At 73.3% G+C, this 18,313-nt stretch carries 15 protein-coding genes and 1 pseudogene; 12 read left to right on the top strand and 4 right to left on the bottom strand.

Going from position 1 to position 18,313, the window contains the following annotated elements:
• Window positions 1-206, top strand: a pseudogene (locus MFF04_RS18780) (cytochrome c biogenesis protein CcdA); the annotation flags it as partial.
• Window positions 207-308: 102 nt separating this feature from the next.
• Here MFF04_RS18780 and MFF04_RS18785 read toward each other — a convergent pair.
• On the bottom strand, window positions 309-1,484 hold the full coding sequence (locus tag MFF04_RS18785) for a zinc-binding metallopeptidase family protein (RefSeq protein ID WP_238278096.1): 1,176 nt from the start codon (window positions 1,482-1,484) through the stop codon (window positions 309-311).
• 245 nt (window positions 1,485-1,729) lie between these two features.
• Here MFF04_RS18785 and MFF04_RS18790 point away from each other — a divergent pair, with 245 nt between their 5' ends.
• From MFF04_RS18790 to MFF04_RS18800, 3 genes are read left to right on the top strand one after another with little or no spacing between them, the layout of a single operon-like run.
• Window positions 1,730-4,996 carry a transglutaminase family protein gene (locus tag MFF04_RS18790; protein WP_238278099.1) on the top strand — a complete coding sequence of 1,089 codons (3,267 nt, stop codon included), beginning with the start codon at window positions 1,730-1,732 and terminating at the stop codon, window positions 4,994-4,996.
• 27 nt (window positions 4,997-5,023) lie between these two features.
• Window positions 5,024-7,522 carry a circularly permuted type 2 ATP-grasp protein gene (locus MFF04_RS18795; RefSeq protein WP_238278101.1) on the top strand — a complete coding sequence of 833 codons (2,499 nt, stop codon included), beginning with the start codon at window positions 5,024-5,026 and terminating at the stop codon, window positions 7,520-7,522.
• Complete coding sequence (locus tag MFF04_RS18800) at window positions 7,519-8,421, top strand: transglutaminase family protein (RefSeq protein ID WP_238278104.1); 903 nt, start codon at window positions 7,519-7,521, stop codon at window positions 8,419-8,421. The genes MFF04_RS18795 and MFF04_RS18800 overlap by 4 nt, the downstream gene beginning before the upstream one ends.
• A gap of 102 nt (window positions 8,422-8,523) precedes the next feature.
• Here the strand turns inward: MFF04_RS18800 and hutX are convergent, their stop codons facing one another.
• Both hutX and hmuQ read right to left on the bottom strand, forming a co-directional pair.
• Window positions 8,524-9,048 (bottom strand): heme utilization cystosolic carrier protein HutX, encoded by a 525-nt coding sequence (hutX, locus tag MFF04_RS18805; protein WP_238278106.1) that lies wholly within the window; start codon window positions 9,046-9,048, stop codon window positions 8,524-8,526.
• Window positions 9,045-9,380 carry a heme-degrading protein HmuQ gene (hmuQ, locus tag MFF04_RS18810; RefSeq protein WP_238278108.1) on the bottom strand — a complete coding sequence of 112 codons (336 nt, stop codon included), beginning with the start codon at window positions 9,378-9,380 and terminating at the stop codon, window positions 9,045-9,047. Before hmuQ ends, hutX begins: the two co-directional genes overlap by 4 nt.
• 278 nt (window positions 9,381-9,658) lie before the next feature.
• On the opposite strand from hmuQ, the gene hemP reads away from it, so the two are divergent.
• From hemP to MFF04_RS18850, 8 genes are all read left to right on the top strand, one after another.
• Entirely contained in the window at window positions 9,659-9,751 is a 93-nt protein-coding gene (gene hemP / locus MFF04_RS18815; protein WP_238278110.1) for a hemin uptake protein HemP, read from the top strand.
• Window positions 9,748-10,626, top strand: a complete 879-nt coding sequence (locus tag MFF04_RS18820) for a heme/hemin ABC transporter substrate-binding protein (protein ID WP_238278112.1) — start codon at window positions 9,748-9,750, stop codon at window positions 10,624-10,626. The genes hemP and MFF04_RS18820 overlap by 4 nt, the downstream gene beginning before the upstream one ends.
• A 25-nt stretch (window positions 10,627-10,651) precedes the next feature.
• Entirely contained in the window at window positions 10,652-11,701 is a 1,050-nt protein-coding gene (locus MFF04_RS18825) for a FecCD family ABC transporter permease (RefSeq protein WP_373320124.1), read from the top strand.
• Window positions 11,694-12,518, top strand: a complete 825-nt coding sequence (locus tag MFF04_RS18830; RefSeq protein ID WP_238278114.1) for a heme ABC transporter ATP-binding protein — start codon at window positions 11,694-11,696, stop codon at window positions 12,516-12,518. The genes MFF04_RS18825 and MFF04_RS18830 overlap by 8 nt, the downstream gene beginning before the upstream one ends.
• Before the next feature lie 182 nt (window positions 12,519-12,700).
• Entirely contained in the window at window positions 12,701-14,917 is a 2,217-nt protein-coding gene (locus MFF04_RS18835) for a TonB-dependent hemoglobin/transferrin/lactoferrin family receptor (RefSeq protein WP_238278116.1), read from the top strand.
• 99 nt (window positions 14,918-15,016) lie between these two features.
• Entirely contained in the window at window positions 15,017-15,280 is a 264-nt protein-coding gene (locus tag MFF04_RS18840) for an acyl carrier protein (protein WP_238278118.1), read from the top strand.
• A gap of 6 nt (window positions 15,281-15,286) precedes the next feature.
• Window positions 15,287-16,795, top strand: coding sequence for an AMP-binding protein (locus tag MFF04_RS18845; protein ID WP_238278120.1), 1,509 nt, complete (start codon window positions 15,287-15,289; stop codon window positions 16,793-16,795).
• On the top strand, window positions 16,792-18,072 hold the full coding sequence (locus tag MFF04_RS18850; protein WP_238278122.1) for a type III PLP-dependent enzyme: 1,281 nt from the start codon (window positions 16,792-16,794) through the stop codon (window positions 18,070-18,072). The genes MFF04_RS18845 and MFF04_RS18850 overlap by 4 nt, the downstream gene beginning before the upstream one ends.
• Before the next feature lie 73 nt (window positions 18,073-18,145).
• Here the strand turns inward: MFF04_RS18850 and MFF04_RS18855 are convergent.
• Window positions 18,146-18,313, bottom strand: a 168-nt coding sequence (locus MFF04_RS18855) for an iron dependent repressor, metal binding and dimerization domain protein (RefSeq protein WP_283206388.1), incomplete at its 5' end; no start/stop codon positions are given.

Consider the following 18,313-nt stretch of genomic DNA (forward strand, 5'->3'; position numbering starts at 1 on the left):
TCCTCGGGCTCGGGCTGCTCTCGCGTCGCCTCGCCGGAGCTTGGCGCGGGCGGCTGGCGGCCTCGGCACGGGTGCTGAAACCCATGCTCGGCCTGGCGCTTCTCGCGGCGGGCCTCCTGGTGCTGACCGGGCTCGACAAGCGCGCCGAAACCCTGCTCGTCGACGCCTCGCCCGACTGGCTGACCGCGCTGACGACGCGATTTTGAAAGCGCGTCCCGGCGTCGTCCGACGCCGGGACGTTCCGCGCATGGGCGCGGGCGCCCGTTCGGGCTTCACGTCGAACAGGTCTGTTCGACGGATACTCCGGATCAGACGTTCGGCGCGGCGACGGGGCTGCGCAGGCCCGCGATGACGGCCCGGAGCGGGTCGGAATCGGACTCCGGCAGGCCGTCGGCGCGCACGGCGTAGATGCGCTCGTGGACGAAGGCGAGCTTGGCGATCACCGCTGGTGCGAGCTTGAACGGGTAGAGCGCCGGCTGGCCCATGCTCCGCGAGAGCGAGTTGAGCGCGTAGGTCAGCGGCATCCAGGCGGCGACGACGCGGCCGAAATCGGCGGTGCGGTGGGGGTCGAAGTCGATCTCGACGGGCGTCTCCGGTCCGTGGCGCAGGCGCGGGCGCAGGCGCATCTCGAAGGTGCTCGCGGTCTCGATCGTGTCCACGATGTGCAGGTAGTGGGCGAAGGTCTCGGCGAAGTCCTCCCAGGGATGGCTGGTGGCGTAGGCCGAGACGAAGCGCTCCGACCAGCCCTCCGGCGCCCCGCGCGCGTAATGCGCCTGGAGGGCGGCCCCGTAATCGGCCCGCTCGTCGCCGAACAGGGCGCGGAAGGCGGGCAGCGCGCAGGCGTCGCGCACCAGGATCGTCCAGAAGTAGTGGCCGATCTCGTGGCGGAAGTGTCCGAGCAGCGTCCGGTAGAACTCGCCGAAGAGGGTCCGCCGGCGCTCGCGCTCCACGTCGTCGGCCTCGGCGATGTTGAGGGTGATGAGCCCGTCGAGATGGCCCGTCATCACCGGCGGCCCGGCGAGGAACGCCTCCGCCGGGTCGACGAGGAAGTCGAAGGCGAGGCCGTCCGGCTCCTCGGAGCGGGTGGCGAGCGGCAGGTCGAGGCGCAGGAGCCCGTAGAACAGCCGGTGCTTGGCCGCCTCGATCTGCCGCCAGCGGACGAGGTTCCAGGGCACCGAGAGATCGGGCACCACGCGGTTGTGGCGGCAGGTCGTGCAGTAGTGGTCCTCGGAATCGTCCGGGACCAGCCAGTTGCAGCCGCCGAGCTCGGCGTTGGCGCAGAAGCGCATCCGCACCCCCGGCCGGGCGTAGGCGCGGAAGGTCGGCGCGCCGGGGAAGGCGGGATTCGCGGATGGGCCGGCGGGCTCGATCGCCGAGACCTCGTGCGCCTCGCAGACGTAGCCGAGCCGCCGCTCGCAGCTCTCGCAGACCGTGCTCTCGAAACCGACCGGCTGGTCGCAGGCCTGGCACTGGAAGATCTTCATTGGCCGGAACGCCTGGGGCGCGGGACGGCCCGCCCCGTCAAGGGACCGGGACGGCGAAGGTTCCGCCCCGTTCATCGCAGCGCGACACAAGCACGATCCTTGCCTCCATCGGCCGCCTGCCGGCCCCGTCCGGGCATTGCCGCGGCCCGCCGCCATGGCATACCCCGAGGGGAGGGCGATCCGGTCGCGGCTCGCCCAGCCGGCATCGTGTGAACGCGTCCCGAGACGAACCTCCCGGAGCCTCCGTGTCGATCCAAGCCGCCCTGCACCACGTCACCCGCTACCGCTACGACCGGCCGATCGCGCTTGGCCCCCAGGTGGTGCGCCTGCGCCCGGCTCCCCACGCCCGCACGCGCGTGCCGGCCTACGCCCTGAAGGTGAGCCCGGCGAACCACTTCGTGAACTGGCAGCAGGACCCGCACGGCAACTGGCTCGCCCGCCTGGTCTTCCCTGAGAAGACCGACGAACTCACGATCGAGGTCGACCTCACCGCCGACATGGCGGTCATCAACCCGTTCGACTTCTTCCTGGAGGAGAGCGCTCAAGGCTGGCCCTTCGCCTACGAGGACGGGCTGAAGCGCGAACTCGCGCCCTACCTCGCCCCCGAGGAGGCGGAGGGTCCGGAGATCGAGAGCTTCCTCGCCGACCTGCCGGAGGCGTCGGCCACCATCCCCTTCCTCGTTGCGCTGAACGGACTCGTCGCCTCGCGGATCACCTACGGGGTGCGGATGGAGCCCGGCGTCCAGAGCCCGGCCGAGACCCTGCGGCTGAAGGGCGGCTCCTGCCGGGACTCCGCCTGGCTCCTCGTGCAGGTGCTGCGCCGGATCGGGCTCGCCGCCCGCTTCGTCTCCGGCTACCTGATCCAGCTCGTGCCCGACACCACCGCCGTCGACGGGCCGACGGGCACCGCGACCGATTTCTGCGACCTCCACGCCTGGGCGGAGGTCTACCTGCCCGGCGCCGGCTGGGTCGGGCTCGACGCCACCTCCGGCCTGTTCTGCGGGGAGGGACACATCCCGCTCGCCGCCACCCCGCACTACCGCTCGGCCGCGCCGATCGAGGGACTGGCCGAGCCGGCCGGGGTCGAGTTCGGCTTCGAGATGGCGGTGACCCGCATCCACGAGGCGCCGCGGGTGACGAAGCCCTACTCGGATGCCGTCTGGGCGGCGATGGACGCGCTCGGCGAGCGGGTCGACGCCGATCTCGCGGAGGGCGACGTGCGCCTGACCATGGGCGGCGAGCCGACCTTCGTCTCGATCGACGATTTCGAGGCGCCGGAGTGGAACGCGGCGGCGCTGGGGCCGACGAAGCGCGGCCTCTCAGACCGGCTGATCCGGCGCCTGCGCGAGCGCTTCGCCCCGGGCGGCGCCCTGCATTACGGCCAGGGCAAGTGGTATCCCGGCGAGAGCCTGCCCCGCTGGGCCTTCGGCTTGTACTGGCGCAAGGACGGGGTGCCGGTCTGGCGCGACCCGGCGCTGATCGCCTCCGAGGACGGTTCCCGCGACGCCGGCGCGGAGGAGGCGAGGGCCGTCGCCGAGGGCATCGCGGCGCGGCTCGCCCTCGAAGAGTTCGTCTTCCCAGCCTTCGAGGACCCCGGCTACTGGGAGGAGCGGGAGGCGGACCTGCCCGTCAACGTCACGCCCGACGAACCGCGGCTCGCCAGCCCGGAGGCGGACGCCCGCATGCGAAGAGTCTTCGCCCGCGGCCTCGGCAACCCGGCGGGCTACGTGCTGCCTCTGGCGAGCCTGCCGACCGGCGAGGACGACGAGCGGCTCTGGATCTCGGAGGCTTGGGCGTTCCGCCGGGGCGGGGCCTTCCTGACGGCCGGGGACTCGCCGCTCGGCTTCCGCCTACCGCTGGCGAGCCTGCCCCACGTGCCGCCCGAGCACTACCCCTACTACCAGCCCCAGGACCCGCTGGAGGCGCGGGGCGCGCTGCCGGAGGGCGCCGAGGGCGGCCCCCGCACCGCCAACGGCTCCGGCGTCACAGGGGTCGCCGTGCGCACGGCGCTCGCCGTCGAGCCCCGCGACGGGATCGTCCACGTCTTTATGCCACCGCTCCAGCGGGCCGACGAATACCTGGAGCTCCTCGGCCACATCGAGGCGGCGGCGGGCAAGGCGGGCGTGCCCGTGCAGATCGAGGGCTACGAGCCGCCCTTCGACCCCCGCGTCGGGATCATCAAGGTGACGCCCGACCCCGGCGTCATCGAGGTCAACGTCCACCCCGCCGCGACGTGGCTGGAGGCGGTGGAGATCACGACCGGCCTCTACGAGGATGCCCGCCAGACCCGGCTCGGCGCCCAGAAGTTCATGATCGACGGCCGCCACACCGGCACGGGCGGCGGTAACCACGTGGTGCTCGGCGGCGTGACGCCGGACGACTCGCCCTTCCTGCGCCGGCCGGACCTTCTGAAGAGCCTGGTGCTGACCTGGCAGCGCCACCCCTCGCTCTCCTACCTGTTCTCCGGCCTCTACATCGGCCCGACCAGCCAGGCGCCCCGCATGGACGAGGCCCGCCACGACGGGCTCTACGAATTGGAGATCGCGCTGGCCCAGGTGCCGGCGCCGGACGCGCCCAACATCCCCCGCTGGATGGTGGACCGGATCTTCCGCAACATCCTCGTGGACGTGACGGGCAACACCCACCGCTCCGAGATCTGCATCGACAAGCTCTACTCGCCGGACGGGCCGACCGGCCGCCTCGGGCTCCTCGAGTTCCGCGGCTTCGAGATGCCGCCGGACCCGCGCATGAGCCTCGCCCAACAGCTCCTGCTCAGGGCCCTGGTCGCCCGGCTGTGGCGGGAGCCCCGCACGGGCGGCTGTGTCCGCTGGGGCACGGCGCTGCATGATCGCTTCATGCTCCCCCATTTCCTCTGGGCGGACTTCCTCGACGTGCTGGAGGATCTGGGTCAGGCTGGCTACGCCTTCGACCCGACCGCCTTCGTGGCGCAGCGGGAGTTCCGCTTCCCCGTCTTCGGGCAGGTGGAGCGGGGCGGCGTCGGCCTGGAGCTGCGGCAGGCGCTGGAGCCCTGGCACGTGCTCGGCGAGGAGGGGACGATCGGGGGGACCGTGCGCTACGTCGACAGCTCCGTCGAGCGCCTGCAGGTGCGGGTGGAGGGCTTCGTGCCCGGCCGCCACGTCATCGCCTGCAACGGCCGCCGCCTGCCGATGACCCCGACCGGGACCGCCGGCGAGGCGGTGGCGGGCCTGCGCTTCAAGGCCTGGCAGCCCGCCTCCTCGATGCACCCGACGATCCCCGCCCACGCGCCGCTGACCTTCGACATCCTCGACGCCTGGAGCGGGCGGTCCCTCGGCGGCTGCCGCTACCACGCGGCGCATCCCGGCGGGCGCAACTACGAGACGCACCCGGTCAACAGCTACGAGGCGGAGGGGCGGCGGCTGGCCCGCTTCCAGGCCCACGGCCATACGCCGGGCGCCGTCGCGATGCCGGCGCCGGAGACGAACCCGGAGTTCCCGACGACCCTCGATCTGCGGGTGCCGGGGCCGTCATGACGCCGGCCGTGCCATGAGCGTGCAGCCGTGAGCGCGGTCGCGCGGGAGCGCCTCGCCCGCTGGATCGCGGCCTACCGGCCCGATCCCGGCCTGCCCGACGAGCTCGTCGGCGCGGACGGCTTCCACCGCGGCGCCTGGCCGGGCTTCCTCGACGCGCTGGCGCGGCTGGACGAATCCGACATCATGGCCCGCTTCGTCTCGGCGGAGCGCCACATCCGGGACGCGGGCATCTCCTACCGGATCTACGGCGACCAGCGGGAGCATGCCTGGCCGCTCGGCTCCCTCCCCCTCGTCGTCGAGGCGGCCGAGTGGCGATCGCTCGCCAGGGGCATCGAGCAGCGCGCCGAGCTGATGGAGGCGATCCTCGCCGACTGCTACGGGCCGGGACGGCTGGCGGCGGAAGGGCTGCTGCCGGCGGCGGTGGTGGCGGGAAGCCCCGAGTTCCTGCGACCCCTGCACGGCGTCGCCCCGCCGGGGGGGCGCTACCTCAAGCTCTACGCCGCCGATATCGGCCGGGGGCCGGACGGGCGCTGGCAGGTGCTGGCCGACCGCACCCAGGCGCCCTCGGGCCTCGGCTTCGCGCTGGAGAACCGCATGGTCCTGGCGCGGACCTTCCCGGACCTTCTCGAGACGCTCCACGTCGAGCGCCTGCCGGGCTTCTTCCAGGCCCTGCGGGAGGGGCTGTCGCTCGGCGCCGAGCGCAGCGAGCCGCGCATCTGCCTGCTCACCTCCGGGCCGTTCTCCTCGACCTACGTGGAGCAGGCGGCCCTCGCCCGCTACCTCGGCCTGATGCTCGTGCAGGGCGAGGACCTCGTCATGCAGGGCGGGCGCCTGCACGTGCGCACCATCGCCGGGCTGAAGCGCGCCGACGCGCTGTGGCGGCGGATCGACGCCGACTATCTCGATCCGCTGGAGCTGAACCCGGTCTCCCGCCTCGGCGTGCCGGGCGTGCTGGAGGCGCTGCGCAACGGCAGCCTGGTGATGGCCAACATGCCGGGCTCGGGACTGGTGGAGTCGGGCGCGCTGAGCCCCTACCTGCCCGGCCTCGCCCGGGCCGTGCTGGGCCAGGACCTGATCCTCGAGAGCCCCCGCGCCTGGTGGTGCGGCGACCCGGCGGGGCTCGCGCATGTCCGCGCCAACCTCGACGCCCTGACGCTCCGCCCGGCCGCGACCCCGCAGCGGGGCGCCGGGCGCGACGCCATCCTCGGCCCGGCCGCGCTCGCCGCGGAGCGGGAGGACGTGGTGCGCGCCCTCGACGACCGGCCCTTCGACTATGTCGGCCAGGAGCCGAGCCCGCTCTCGACCACCCCGTCCTGGGAGCGGGGCCCCGACGGCCTGCGCCTCGTGCCCAGGCCCTTCGCGCTCCGGGTCTTTGCCGCCCGCACGGCGTCGGGCTGGCAGGTGATGCCCGGCGGCTTCTGCCGCATCGCCGAGCGCCCCGGCCTCGACCCGACCGAGATGCGCCTCGGCATCCGCTCCGCCGACGTCTGGGTGCTGTCCGACCAGCCGGTGACGACGCCGACGCTCCTCGCCCAGCGGATCGCGAGGCCCCGCCGCATCGCCGGGCAACTGCCGTCGCGGGCCGCCGACGAGCTGTTCTGGTTCGGCCGCTACACGGAGCGGACGGAGGCGGTAATCCGCCTCGTCCTCGCGCATCTGCGCAACACCGGCGCGGCGCTTGCCACCGACGTCGCCGGAGAGCCGAGCCAGGCGACCTCCGCGCGCATCCGCGGCCTCCTCGAGGAGTGGGGCGCGGTCCACGACGCGGACCTGCCTACCGCTGCGCTGGCGCAGGAGGCGCTTGTCGGGCGCGAGCGCCACGGCTCCGCCCGCGCCCACGTCACCGCCGCCCGCCGCAACGCCGCCGCCTTGCGCCCGCGCCTGTCGGGGGAAGCCTGGCGGGTGCTCGCCGACCTCACCGACCTGCTCTCGCTGGACGAGACCCGCGCCTTCGCCGAGTCGCAGCTCCTCGGCCGGGCCGAGCGGGCGCTGAGCCACGTCTCGGCGCTCGCCGGCCTCACCCACGAGAACATGAACCGCGGCCCCGGCTGGCACTTCGTCGAGCTCGGCCGGCGCCTGGAGCGGGGGATCAACACCTGCACCTTCGCGGTGGCCTTCGCCGGGGACGGGGCGGGGGCGGAGGACCTCGGCACGATGTTGGCCCTCTGCGACGCGCAGATCGCCTACGGCGCCCGCTACCTCCAGGGCGCGGCGCTGGCGCCGGTGCGCGACATGGTGCTCCTCGACCCCCACAACCCGCGCTCCGTCGCCTTCCAGGTCGAGGCCATCACGCGCCATCTCGAGGCCCTGCCCGCGCTTTCGGCGGACGGCATCCCGGAGGCGCACCGGCGCCTCGCCGCGGGCATCTGCGGCGGGCTCGCGAGCGCCGAGGCGGAGGCCCTCGACAGCGACGCCATGGCCCGGCTGGAGGTGGAGCTGGAGCGGCTTGCGGAGGCGGTCGCCGCCCGCTACTTCGCCGGCGGGCCCGACGCCCTGCGCCCGGAGAAGCTCGCGGGGCTCGCGTGATCTACACGCTGCGCCATCTCACCACCTACCGCTACCGCCGGCCGGCGCGCTTCGCCCGCTGCGCGATCCGCCTCGCGCCTAGCGAGGGCGAGGGGCAGACGGTGCTGTCGCGCGCGCTCGCGATCTCCCCCGAGCCCGCCACCCGCGCGAGCCGTCGCGACTTCTTCGGCGCCGAGGTCACGTCCGTCACCGTCGCCACGCCCCACAGCGAGTTCCGGGTCGAGGCGGTCTCGCGGGTCGCCGTCGAGCGGGGCCCGCTGCCGGAGCCCGAATCGGGCCCGGCCTGGGAGAGCGTCCGCGACCGGGCGGTGGCGGGCCGGGGCCTGACGCCGAACGATCCGGTGCATTTCGTCTTCCCGAGCCAGCGGGTGCCCCTCGTCTCCGCGGTGACGGACTACGCCCGCGAGAGCTTTTGGCCCGGCCGCAGCGCCTATGGCGGCGCCTTCGCGCTGATGGCCCGCATCCGCTCGGATTTTCGCTTCGATTCCAAGGCGACCACGGTCGCCACGCCGCTCGCAGAGGCCTTCGCCCTGCGGGCCGGCGTCTGCCAGGACTTCACCCACATCATGATCGCGGGCCTGCGCGGCCTCGGCCTGCCGGCCGCCTATGTCAGCGGCTACCTGCGCACCATCCCGCCGCCGGGCCGTCCGCGGCTGCGCGGCGCAGACGCCAGCCACGCCTGGGTCGCGGTCTGGTGCGGGGAGCGCTGGATCGGCCTCGATCCGACCAACGGCATCGGCGTGCGCGACGACCACATCGTCGTCGCCCGCGGCCGCGACTACGGCGACGTCTCCCCGCTCGATGGCATCGTCACCGCCTCCGGGGCGCAGCGCCTCAAGGTCGAGGTCGACGTGATCCCCGAGGACGAGGGGGTCCCCGCCGTCGCCGCCTGGGCATGATGTTCATGGCGCAGGCTCCGGACGGAGCCTGCGCGGTTCGGCGCGTGGGCGCCGGCGCGCAGTCGCGCTTGCGCTTCGCGGGAGGATGTCTGCGAGAAGGCGCTACGCGACGCGCCCCGCTTCCGCCGCCCGCAGGCGCTCGAAGCGCCCGGTCTGCTCCTCGTCGAGCGCCCGGTCGGGACCGCGGCGGACGAAGACCTTGAACATCGCCGCCCCGTCGACGCTCACGAACTGGAGCGAGAGCGAGCGGCGCCCGAAGAAGGGCCGGTCCACGAAGTAGATCGCCGCGCAGCGGTCCGCCCTGAGATGCCCGCCGATCGGGCTGTCGCCGTGGATGTTGAAGAACCCGCGCCCGCTCGTGCCCGGCGGCAGCGCGCCGGCGCACTCGAACACGCCGTCCCCCGTGTGGACGATGAGCATGATCGCCCCCCAGTCGGTGAGATCGGCCCAGACATCCTCGAACCGCGCGCCGGGCACGGCGACCGCCTGTCCTTCGGGGAGGGCGTCGAGCACCGTCCGGAAGGGCACGCCGTGGCGGGCGGCGAGCTCCTCCAGCACCCCGTCCGGTTTCTCGGCGATGTCGGCACGCAGCCGCGCCAGGACCTCCGATTCGGCCGCGAGGCTCACGCCAGCGCCTCGGCGCGGCCGTTCCTGACGGTCTGGATCGCCTCGAAGCCCTCGAACTGCGGGTGGCCGAGCGTCAGCGGCTTGGCGCCCGGGGCCCGCTGGTGGGCCTGGCGGAACTGCTCGGAGCGGGTCCAGGCCTCGAAATCGGCCTTCGACTCCCAGACCGTGTGCGAGGCGTAGAGCACGTGGTCCTCCCGGTCGGGCCCGCGCAGCAGGTGGAACTCGACGAAGCCCGGCAGCTCGTGGAGCGTGCTCTCGCGGGTCAGCCAGACCTGCTCAAAGGCCTGCGTCTCGTCCTTGAGCACCTGGAAGCGGTTCATGGCGATGAACATCGGCGGTCTCTCCCTTGCGCTGAGCCGCACCGGCGCTGGGGGCAGGTGCGCGCCCGACGCCGCCTAGCTTATCTTGCCTGCGAGCAAAACCCCCCTTACGAGATCGGATCGGAAGTATCTCCCTTTGGAAGTCGAGTAATTCCAAAGTGGATTCCACGCGAAGCGGCAGCATGTCAAAGGACAATCCTGACGGGTCCGGCGCGGACGGCGCGCGTGCCGCAGTCCCATCGTCGCCCCCGTCCGGGCCCGGCGCCGAGCCCGTCTCCTCGGCACACCTGATGCAGGGCCGCCGGGAGATCGTCATCCTCCACGCCGGCGAGCCCTACCGCCTGCGCATCACCGCCAACGACAAGCTGATCCTCACCAAATGAGCGCCGTCCTCTCCCGCCGCACGCTGCTGGCTGCCGCCCTCGCGGCAGGTGCCGGCCACCGCGCCGCTTTCGCGGCGGAGGCGGCGCCCGCCCGCATCGCCTCGCTCGGCGGCGCCGTCACCGAGATCCTCTACCGGCTCGGCGGCGCTCCGCGGATCGTCGTCGTCGACACCACGAGCCTGCACCCGGCCGAGGCGCTGCGCGACAAGCCCAACGCCGGATACCTCCGCGCCCTCTCGGCGGAGGGCCTGCTCTCGACGCGGCCCGACATCGTCATCGCCACCGAGGGCGCCGGCCCGCCGGACGTGCTGGCGCTCGTGCGCGAGGCCGGCGTGCCGGTCCACCTCGTGCGTGAGCCGCCCACCGCCGAGGGCGTCCTCGACAAGATCGAGACGGTCGGCCGCCTCGCCGGGCTCGACGCACCGGCGAAGGCGCTCGCCGAGGAGGTGAGGGCGGGCTTCGCCTCGCTCGCCGCCGAGCGCGCCCGGATCACCCGGCCCGCGCGGGTGCTGCTCGTGCTCTCGATGGCGCAGGGCCGCGTCATGGTCGGGGGCCGCGACAGCACCGCCGACGGCATCCTGAGCCTCGCCGGCGCACAGAACGCCGCGGCCGACATCCAGGGCTTCAAGCCGATCACCGACGAGGCCATCGTCGCCGCCGCCCCCGAGGCCGTGGTGATGATGAGGAACGGCCCCGACGCCCCCTCCGCCGAGACGGTCTTCGCCCCCGGCACGGCGCTCGGCCAGACCCCTGCGGCGGGAAAGCGGGCGCTCATCGGCATGGACGGGCTCACGCTCCTCGGCTTCGGCCCGCGCACGCCCCAGGCGGCGAGCGAGCTGATGCGGGCGCTCTACCCGGACCTGCCGCGTGGCTGAGGCGGTGGCCGCGGCCCCGCACAGCCTGCCCTCGGGACGGACCGCGACGGGCCTCGCCTTCGCGGCGCTGGCGCTCCTCGCGCTCGCCGCCTGCCTGCTCTCGATCGGCACCGGCGCCGTGCCGATCGGACCGGCCCGCGTCCTCGAGGTTCTGACCGGCGGCTGGGCCGACCCCATGCTCGCCCGCGACAGCCTCGTGATCCTCAACATCCGCCTGCCGCGCACGCTCCTCGGGCTGATGGTCGGCGCGGGGCTCGCCGTCTCCGGGGCGCTGATGCAGGGGCTGTTCCGCAACCCGCTCGCCGACCCCGCCCTCGTCGGCGTCTCCTCCGGCGCCGGGCTCGCCGCGGCCTGCGTGATCGTGCTCGGCGACCGGCTGCTGGCCGGGCTCGGCATCCCCGGCCCGCTGCCCTTCGCGCTGCTGCCGGCGGCGGCCTTCCTCGGCGGCCTCGCCGCGACGCTGGGCCTGTATCTCGTCGCCACGCGCTCCGGGCGCACCTCCGTGGCGACCATGCTGCTCGCCGGCATCGCGCTCGGGGCACTCACCGGCGCGCTCACCGGCCTCCTCGTCTACGCCAGCGACGACCGGCAGCTGCGCGACCTCACCTTCTGGTCACTGGGCAGCTTAGGGGGCGCCACCTGGGCCAAGGTCGCGGCGACCGCCCCGGCGATCCTGCCGGTGCTCGTCGCGGTGCCCTTCCTCGGCCGGGGCCTCAACGCCCTGGTGCTCGGGGAGGCGGAAGCCTTCCATCTCGGCATCCGCGTCGAGCGGCTGAAGCGCCTCGCGATCCTGCTCGTCGCGATCTGCGTCGGCGCGGGGGTCTCCGCCGCCGGGGTGATCGGCTTCGTCGGCCTCGTCGTGCCCCATGCGCTGCGCCTGACGCTGGGGCCCGAGCACCGCCGCCTGCTGCCGGCCTGCGCGCTCCTCGGCGGCGCGCTGCTGCTTCTCGCCGACGTCGCCGCCCGGCTCGTGGCGGCGCCGGCCGAGCTGCCGATCGGCATCGTCACGGCGCTCGTCGGCGCGCCGGTCTTCCTGTGGCTGCTCCTCGGCCGGAACCGGCTCGCCGATGCCTGAGTCGCCGCTGCTGACCGCCGAGGACCTCGCCTACACGGCCGACGGGCGCGACCTCGTGACGGACGCCTTCCTCACCGTCGAGCCCGGCTCCTTCCAGGCGGTCGTCGGTCCGAACGGGGCCGGCAAGTCGACCCTGCTGCGGCTCCTCTCCGGCGAGCTGACGCCCGCCCGCGGCCGCCTCGCCTACGGGGCAGAGCCGGCCGCAAGCATCCGGCCCTGGCGCCTCGCCTGCCTGAGGGCAGTGCTGCCGCAGAGCGCGCGCCTCGCCTTTCCCTTCTCGGTGGCCGACGTCGCCCGCATCGGCCTCGACGGACTCGGCCGGGGGCTGAGCCGCCGGGACCGGGAGCGCCTTCTCGGGCAGGCCCTGGCGCAGGCCGACGTGGCGCACCTCGCCGACCGCCCCTACCAGAGCCTCTCGGGGGGCGAGCAGGCGCGGGCGCAGTTCGCGCGGGTGCTCTGCCAGCTCGCCGCCGGCCGCACGGTCGCGCCGCGGCAGGTGCTGTTTCTCGACGAGCCGACCGCCAGCCTCGACCTGCGCCACCAGGGCGCCATCCTCGACTGCGCCGACGCGCTGCGCCGGGAGGGCACCGGCATCGTCGCGATCCTCCACGACCTCAACCTCGCCGCCGCCTACGCCGACACCCTGATCGTCATGGACGCGGGCCGTATCGTCGCCCGCGGGCGCCCGGAGGCGATTCTTCGGGACGCCCTCGTGAAGGAGGTCTTCCGGGTCGACTGGCCGGTCGGGCGGGTGCCGGAGGGCGGCCGGCCCTTCCTGCTGCCCCGCCGGAGCGTGGCGGGAACGCAACACCTCTGAGCGTCGCAAATCGAGCCTGGAAGGACTCGAAAATCCGTCAGGTCGACCTCGGAATCGCTCGAAACTGAACTGGCTCACGGATCGTTGACCGCCCCGCCTCGGAAGCGCATCGCAGCCTGGAGCCAGCCAGCCCTCCGCCAGCCAGCCAACCCCCGTCCGGTTTGCTTCAAGCGGTTGTGCCGATGTCTCCCGTTGCCCGTTCCCTGCTGGCGCGCCGCCGCGCCGCCCTGGCGCTCGGCGCCTCTCTTCTCGCCGTCTCCGCCGCACAGGGGCAAACGCTCGCGCCGGAGCCCACCCCGCCGCGCGCTCCCGGCCGCCCCATCGCCATCGGCCCGGATGGCAAGCCGGCGGGCCTGATCACCCCGTCCGAGGTCAGCCTCGACACGCTGTCCGTCACCGGCACCAAGACCGAGGAGCGCGCCATCGACGCGCTCTCTGGCACCAGCGTCGTCACCCGCGAGCAGATCAACCGCATCCAGCCGAGCCGGCTCTCGGACGTGCTGCGCGACGTGCCCGGCGTGACGACGCAGGAGAACCAGAACGACCCGGCCCAGGCCATCAACATCCGCGGCCTCCAGGATTTCGGCCGGGTCAACGTGCTCATCGACGGCGCCCGCCAGGACTTCCAGACCTCCGGCCACTCCGCCAACGGCGTGTTCTACCTCGACCCCGAGCTCGTCGGCGGCATCGACATCACCCGAGGGCCCACCTCGACCATCTACGGCTCCGGCGCCATCGGCGGCGTGGTCGCCTTCCGGACCCGCTCCATCGACGACATCCTCGCCCCCGACGAGACGGCGGGTGCCGTGCAGAAGTTCGGCTTCGGCTCGAACGGCCAGCGCTTCCTGAACTCGACGGCGCTCGGCGCCCGCATCGGCACCGCGGCGGACGTGTTCGGCCAGTTCGTCTATCGCAACAACGGCCCCTACCGGGACGGGCTCGGCACGCTGGTGCGCGACACCGGCAACGAGCTTCAGTCGGGGCTCGCCAAGTTCAACATCCGCCCGGCGGACGGCCACGAGATCAGCGGCACGGCGCTCCTCCAGCGCTTCGACTTCGCCAACCAGGGCTCGAGCAACGCCGGCGCCCGTTTCGCCAACGCGGTCGACGCCGACACCTACACGCTCGGCTACCGCTTCGCCCGGCCGGACGTGCCGCTCGTCGATTTCAGCATCAAGGGCTACGCGACGACCACCCACAACACGCTCACCTACCTGTCGGACACGGCAAGCCTGCTCTACGGACGCCTCGGGGTGCGGGCGGGAGACCGGATCAACTACGACATCGACACCAAGGGGTTCGACGTCCACAACACCGCCCGCTTCGACACCTGGGACTTCCGCCACGCGTTGACCATCGGCGGCGACGCGGTGTTCAACCACGTGAAGACGAGCGACGCCGCCGGCGGCTTCGGCTCGGCCTTCACTCCATCCGGCGACCGCACGCTCGCCGGCGCCTTCATCCAGGACGAGATCCGCTACGCCTCCTGGCTCAGGGTGATCGGGGCGCTGCGCTACGACCATTACGAGCTGTCCGGCGGCGTCTACCGCGCCAGCGGCGAGCGGGTCTCGCCGAAGATCACGGTCGGCGTCTCGCCGCTGCCGGGCATCGAGTTCTACGGGACCTACGCCGAGGGTTACCGCGCGCCCTCGATCACCGAGACGCTGGTGCAGGGCGTCCACCCGTTCCCGGCCTTCAACATCCTGCCGAACCCGGGGCTACGCCCCGAGGTAGCCCACAACGTCGAGGGCGGCGTCAATCTGAAGTACGACGAGGTGCTGCGCCCCGGCGATGCCTTCCGTGCCAAGCTCGCCGTCTTCCAGAACGACGTCGATAACTACATCAACATCCAGGGCGTCGGGCCGACCTACTTCGTGCCCGCCATCGCCGGCATCCCGGCCTCGGTCTGCGCCCGCATCCCGGGCCGCTTCCCCTGCGTGATCCCGGTGCAGTCGTTCCAATACGTGAACGTCGCGCAGGCCGAGCTTTCGGGCGTCGAGCTCGAAGGCGCCTACGACTGGCGCGGCGGCTTCATCTCGCTGGCCGCCACCCATACCGACGGGCGCGACAGGTCGAACAACCAGACCCTGATCTCGGTGCCGCCGGACCGGATCAGCACGACGCTCGGCCTGCGCTTCCTGAACGAAGCCCTGACGGTGGGCACGCGCCTGAATTTCGTGGAGGCTCGCGTGAACCTGCCGACCGGCACCACGACGCTGGCCACCAAGGGCTACGGGCTCGTGGACTTCTTCGCCTCCTACCAGGTCAACGACCGCATCCGGGCGGACTTCATCCTCCAGAACGCCTTCGACAAGCGCTACAGGCAGTACCTCAACGCTCTGTACAACCCCGGCCTCGTGGCCAAGGCCGCGGTGAGCATTAAGTTCGCCACGCGGTAACCGACCTCCATCGTGGGGCTGAGCGCCCCGCGATGGACACCCCCCGCCGCCATGGACTATGCCCCGGCTCCCGGCCCGGAACGGGGGAGCGAGCCAGAAGTGTCCATCGAGACGCGCGCCGCGGTGCGCGAGGCGATCCTCGCCTTCGTCGCCGCCCGCAACCCCGGCCTGCCACCCGGCGCGGTGACGCCAGAGACCTCCCTCGTCACCAGCGATGCTCTCGACTCCATCGGGGTGCTCGACCTCGTGCTCGATCTCGGCGAGCGCTTCGGCGTCGAGATCGACGAGGAGAGCTTCGACCTGCGGCATTTCGAGAGCGTCGAGGCGCTGGCCGCCCATATCGACGGCAAGCGCGCCGCCTGAAGGCTCATGCCCGTCCTGCTCCACGACCTTCTCGACGGACCGGCCTGCGCCGGCGCGCGCACCGCGATCGTGCACGGCGAGGAGACCTTGAGCTACGCAGGCCTGCGGGCGCGGGTCGAGGCGCTGGCCGGCCGGCTCGCGGCGCTCGGCCTCGCGGCCGGGGACCGCGTCGCGATCCTGATGCCGAAGTCGATCCCCGAATGCGTGGCGCTGTTCGCGGTGTCGCGGGCCGGCGGCGTCGGCGTGCCGGTCCACCCGAGCCTCAAGGCCCTCCAGGTCCGCCACATCATCGCCGACAGTGGCGCGCGGGTGCTGATCGCGGAACCAAGCTTGAGGGCGGGCCTCGGCGAGGCGCTGGACGGGCTCGACGGCCTTCTCGTGGTCGACGGGACCAGCGACGGCACCGAGCCCGCCCCCCAGGTCGAGCGCGCGGGCGAAAGCCTCGCCATGATCCTCTACACCTCGGGCTCCACGGGCCTGCCCAAGGGGGTGATGCTGAGCCACGCCAACCTGCTGGCGGGGACCCGGATCGTGCGGGGCTATCTCGGCCTCGGGCCGGATGAGCGCATCCTCTCGGTGCTGCCGTTCTCGTTCGACTACGGCCTGAACCAGCTCCTCACCGCGGTCGAGCAGGGGGCGGTCTGCGTCCTACTGGAGTTCCGCTTCGGCGACGAGGTGGTCCGGGCCATCGAGCGGCACCGCATCACGGTGCTCGCCGGGGTGCCGACCCTGTGGACCCTGCTGACGCGGGCCGCCCCCGCTCTGCGCACGGCTGACCTGTCGAGCCTGCGCCTCGTGACGAACTCCGGCGGTGCGGTGCCGCTGCCGACGCTCCAGGCCTTGCGCGCGGCGCTGCCCGGCACCGACATCGTGCTGATGTACGGCCTTACGGAAGCCTTCCGCTCGACCTGGCTGCCCCCCGGCGAGCTCGACCGGCGGCCGGGCTCGATCGGACGGGCCATCCCCGAGACCGAGATTTTCGCGGTGAACGAACGAGGGGAGCGCACGAAGCCCGGCGAGCCCGGCATCCTGTTCCATGCCGGCCCGACGGTCTCGATGGGCTACTGGAACCGGCCGGAGGAAACCGCCCGGGTGCTGGTGCCGGACCCGCGGGACCCGGGCAGGGGCCTCGTCTGCCGCTCCGGCGACCGCGTGGTCGAGGACGCGGAGGGCTACTTCACCTTCCTCGGCCGCGAGGACGCGATGATCAAAAGCCAAGGCTTCCGCGTCAGCCCCACCGAGGTGGAAGCCGCGCTGATGGCGACCGGCGCCTTCCGGCAGGCGGCGGTGATCGGCCTGCCCGACCCGAGCCTCGGCGCCCGCATCCACGCCGTTGCCGTGCCGGCCGGAGACGGGGAGGGCGCCGCGCTCTCGGACGGGGAGGTGCTCGCGCAGATGCGTCGCGCCCTCGCCCCCCACATGGTGCCTCGTGCCGTCGAGCGGGTGGAGAGCCTGCCCCTGACCCCTAACGGCAAGGTCGACTACAAGCGCCTCGCCGCCGAGCGCCTCTCGTGACGCAGAACCTCGCCGACCACCTCGTCGCCGCGCATTTCCCCCGCCGCGATGGTGCCCTTCAGGTCGGCGGGCTCGACCTGGCGGCGCTGGCCGAGGCGCACGGCACGCCGCTCTTCGTCTACGATGCAGGGATCATGCGCGCCCGCTACCGGGCGCTGTCGCGAGCGCTCGAAGGCTTCGCGTCGGTCGACTACTCGGTGAAGGCGAATCCGCGGCCCGAGATCGTCCGCGTCTTCCGGGAGGAGGGGGCCGGAGCCGAGATCGCCTCCGGCGCCGAGTTCCGCGCCGCGCTCGCCGCCGGGGTGCCGCCGGAGCGCATCCTGTTCGCAGGACCGGGCAAGAGCGACGGGGACATCGAGGCGACGGTCGCCGGAGGGATCGGCGAGATCCACCTCGAGAACCGCGAGGAGATGGCCCGCGTCGCCGCGGCCGCCGCCAGGGCGGGGCGGGTCGCGCCGGTGGCGATCCGGGTCAACCCCTCGGCCGCCGCCCAGGGCGGGGCGATGCGCATGGGCGGCAAGGCCTCGCCCTTCGGCTTCGACGAGGAGGCGCTCGACGCCGCCGTCGACGCGGTGACCGCCGAGCCACGCCTCAAGCTCTCCGGCCTCCACCTCTTCGCGGGCACGCAGGGGCTCTCCGCCCCGACGCTGCTGGCGCAGTGGGCGCACGGGCTGGAGCTGGCCGCCCGGATCGCCGCCCGCAGCGGGCGGCCTCTCGCCACGATCGATCTCGGCGGCGGCCTCGGCATCCCCTACTTCGCGGGCGAAGAGCCCCTCGACCTCGACGCCCTGCGCGACGGCCTCCCGCCCTTGCGCGAGCGGCTTCGCGCGGACCCGCTGCTCACGGAGGCCCGCGTCGTGCTGGAGCCCGGCCGATACCTCGTCGGCGAGGCGGGGCTCTACGTGGTGCGGGTGCGGGCGGTGAAGCCTTCCCGCGGCAGCCGCTTCGTGATCGCCGACGGGGGCATGCACCACCATCTCGCGGCGTCGGGCAATCTCGGGCAGATCGTGAAGCGCGACTTTCCCGTCGCGGCGGTGGTGGAAGGGGAGGGGGCGGAGCGCAGCCCGGCGGCCCTCGTCGGGCCCCTCTGCACGCCCCTCGACACCCTGGCGCGGGCGGCCCCGCTGCCGGAGCTCGCGGCCGGCGACCTCGTGGCGGTGCTGCAATCGGGCGCCTACGGGCTCACCGCGAGCCCCACCGGCTTCCTCGGCCATCCGCTGCCGGCGGAGGTGCTGGTCGAGGACGGCCGCGCCGTGCGGATCGGGCCTACGGCCTGAAAGGCCTCGTCTTCTCGTGAGCGCCGACGCGCGGTCGGGCTCGCGCCCCGCAAACGATCCGGCGAAAGCGCCTTCAGGCGTCCGAGCGCCCGTCGGCGAAGCGGCGGAAGGCGTCCAGCGTCTCGGCGCTGACATGGTGCTCGATGCCCTCGGCGTCGCGGCGCGCGGTCTCGGCGCTGACGCCGAGCGCGATCAGGAAGCGCTCCACGATCCTGTGGCGCTCGCGGGCCTGCGCGGCGAG

Origin of the sequence: Methylobacterium jeotgali (genome assembly GCF_022179345.1) — a bacterium.
In the GTDB taxonomy this organism is placed as follows: Bacteria; Pseudomonadota; Alphaproteobacteria; order Rhizobiales; family Beijerinckiaceae; genus Methylobacterium; species Methylobacterium jeotgali.

Coding starts and splice junctions, on each gene's coding strand:
- hemP (WP_238278110.1), top strand. CDS start 9,659: ATGCAGGGCCGCCGGGAGATCGTCATCCTCCACGCCGGCGAGCCCTAC.
- MFF04_RS18835 (WP_238278116.1), top strand. CDS start 12,701: ATGTCTCCCGTTGCCCGTTCCCTGCTGGCGCGCCGCCGCGCCGCCCTG.
- MFF04_RS18845 (WP_238278120.1), top strand. CDS start 15,287: ATGCCCGTCCTGCTCCACGACCTTCTCGACGGACCGGCCTGCGCCGGC.
- MFF04_RS18820 (WP_238278112.1), top strand. CDS start 9,748: ATGAGCGCCGTCCTCTCCCGCCGCACGCTGCTGGCTGCCGCCCTCGCG.
- MFF04_RS18785 (WP_238278096.1), bottom strand. CDS start 1,484: ATGAAGATCTTCCAGTGCCAGGCCTGCGACCAGCCGGTCGGTTTCGAG.
- MFF04_RS18830 (WP_238278114.1), top strand. CDS start 11,694: ATGCCTGAGTCGCCGCTGCTGACCGCCGAGGACCTCGCCTACACGGCC.
- hmuQ (WP_238278108.1), bottom strand. CDS start 9,380: ATGTTCATCGCCATGAACCGCTTCCAGGTGCTCAAGGACGAGACGCAG.